A 1964-nucleotide genomic window follows, 5' to 3' on the forward strand; every position below is an offset into this window, starting at 1 on the left:
AAGCGGTCGGCGAGCTGCATCAGGCGGATCGCCTTTCGATAGCCCTCGGGCTTGGCCATGCCGAAATTATGCTTGAGGCGGCTGGCGGTATCGTCGCCCTTCTCATGCCCGATCAGTAGGACGCGATGTCCGTCGATCCGCGCCAGCCCGCCGATGATCGCGGGATCGTCGGCGAAGGCCCGATCCCCCGACAGCGGCATGAAATCGTCGGTCAGGCCCGCGACATAATGTTTGAAGTGCGGCCGGTCCGGATGGCGGGCGACCATAGTCTTCTGCCACGGCGTCAGCTTGGCGTAGGTTTCCTTGAGGAGTTTGGCCGACTTGGCCTCCAGCTTGGCGACCTCGCTGTCGATGTCGATGTCGCCGGCGGTCGCCGTTTCGCGCAATTCGCTGATCTTCGCGTCGAGCGCGGCGATCGGCTTTTCAAATTCAAGGTAGGTGAGCATTGGTGGCGCGGGGTAAGCGGCGGGGGGCTTTCCGTCAACGATGGTCGGTGGCGAGCGGGTGGCGGCTGTTGACCAGCTCGACCAGCCGCGCGGCGTCGACATGGGTGTAGATTTGTGTGGTCGCGATGTCGGCATGGCCGAGCAGGGACTGAAGCACGCGAAGGTCGGCCCCGCCCGCCAGCAAATGGGTCGCGAATGCATGGCGCAGGACATGCGGGCTGACCCGGTCGGGCGCGATCCCGGCGAGCCCGGCCATCGAGCGCACCAGCTGGAACAGGCGCACCCGGCTTAAATGGGATTTGCCGCTCGGGAAAAGCCAGGCGCTGCCCTCGGGCACATGGGGCAGCCATTGCCGAACCGCCTCGGCCGCCCGCTCGGATACCGGCGCCATCCGCTCCTTGCCCCCCTTGCCCCGCAATATCAGGAAGGGCTGGCCCGAACGAAGCGCCCGGCGCGGCAGGGACACGAGCTCGGTCGCCCGAAGCCCCGACCCGTATAGCAACTCCAGCAGCGCGAGGTTGCGCAGTGCCAGCGGCTCGCCGCTCGCCGCCCGTTCCTCGGCCGACGCGAACATCGCCTCGACTTCTCCGGTATCGAGGATTCTCGGCAAGGGGCGCTCGAGCCGCGGCCGGGGCAGCGCCGCCGAGGGATCGTCACCACGCAAGCCTTCGTCGAAGATGAAGCCGTAGAACCGCCTCAACGCGGCCGAGCGGCGCGCCACCGTCGAGGCGGCAAGCGCCGACCATGCCTCACCCAGCTTCCGCAAGGCCACGGCATCGGCGGTCTCAAGCGATCCGACAACCTCCGCCGCCGCCTCCAGGTCCCGACGATAGGCGAGCAGCGTATTGCGCGCCGCGCCCGCCTCCGCCGCCATCATGTCGCAGAAGCGGTCGACCAGCGCGCGGTCGCCCTCCCTCACGTCCGTGCCAGCGCCTCGGCGGCAACCATCCGCGCCAGATAATCTTGGCCCGTGGCGCGAAGCGCATTGATGCTATGAAACAGGTAGATCGCCCCGACCTCGTCGAACTCTCGGCCCTGAAGTCCGCTAGCGGCCAGCAGCAGCGATGTGCCGCCTTGCCTCCGCCGCATCGCTCCGTCGATCAGCCGGGTCCAGCTGGTCTCGGCGCCAAGTGCCAGCCGATATTCGCGGCTCAGTCGGCCCGCCTCCATGGCGTCGATCCGGCCAAGCCCGGCGAGGCCGGCGATCAGCAATGCGGTCCGCTGCTTGCCTTCGCTCTCGTCGCGGTCGGCGAAATCTTCGATCCGGCTCATGTCGATGCCCAGCGGTTCCGCATTGGGCGCGCCAAGCGCCAGCATCGCCCAGACCGCATCGGCCTGCTGGTCATCCAGGTCGCCGATCACTGGCGCCCAGCGCGCCGCCTCACGGTCGAAGCCGCCGGCGAGCAGCGACTCGACCAGGTCGACCGCGTCGGACTGAAGGTCAGCGCTCGGCCGCACTCGCCTTGCAGCACGAGACAGGAGCACCTGCGCCGCCATCCGGTCGAGCGGAGTTTGCGC

General features: G+C 68.1%; 2 protein-coding genes and 1 pseudogene. All 3 read right to left on the reverse strand.

The window, feature by feature from the left end:
- Positions 1-446: pseudogene (locus V6M56_RS17845) on the reverse strand (acetyl-CoA carboxylase carboxyltransferase subunit alpha); the annotation flags it as partial.
- 34 nt (positions 447-480) lie between these two features.
- On the reverse strand, positions 481-1365 hold the full coding sequence (locus V6M56_RS17850; protein WP_332685507.1) for a tyrosine recombinase: 885 nt from the start codon (positions 1363-1365) through the stop codon (positions 481-483).
- The coding region (locus tag V6M56_RS17855; RefSeq protein WP_332685508.1) for a hypothetical protein at positions 1362-1964 on the reverse strand (603 nt) is incomplete at its 5' end. The genes V6M56_RS17850 and V6M56_RS17855, both read right to left, overlap by 4 nt.

Source organism: Allobosea sp., from assembly GCF_036675845.1.
Classification (GTDB): Bacteria; Pseudomonadota; Alphaproteobacteria; order Rhizobiales; family Beijerinckiaceae; genus Allobosea.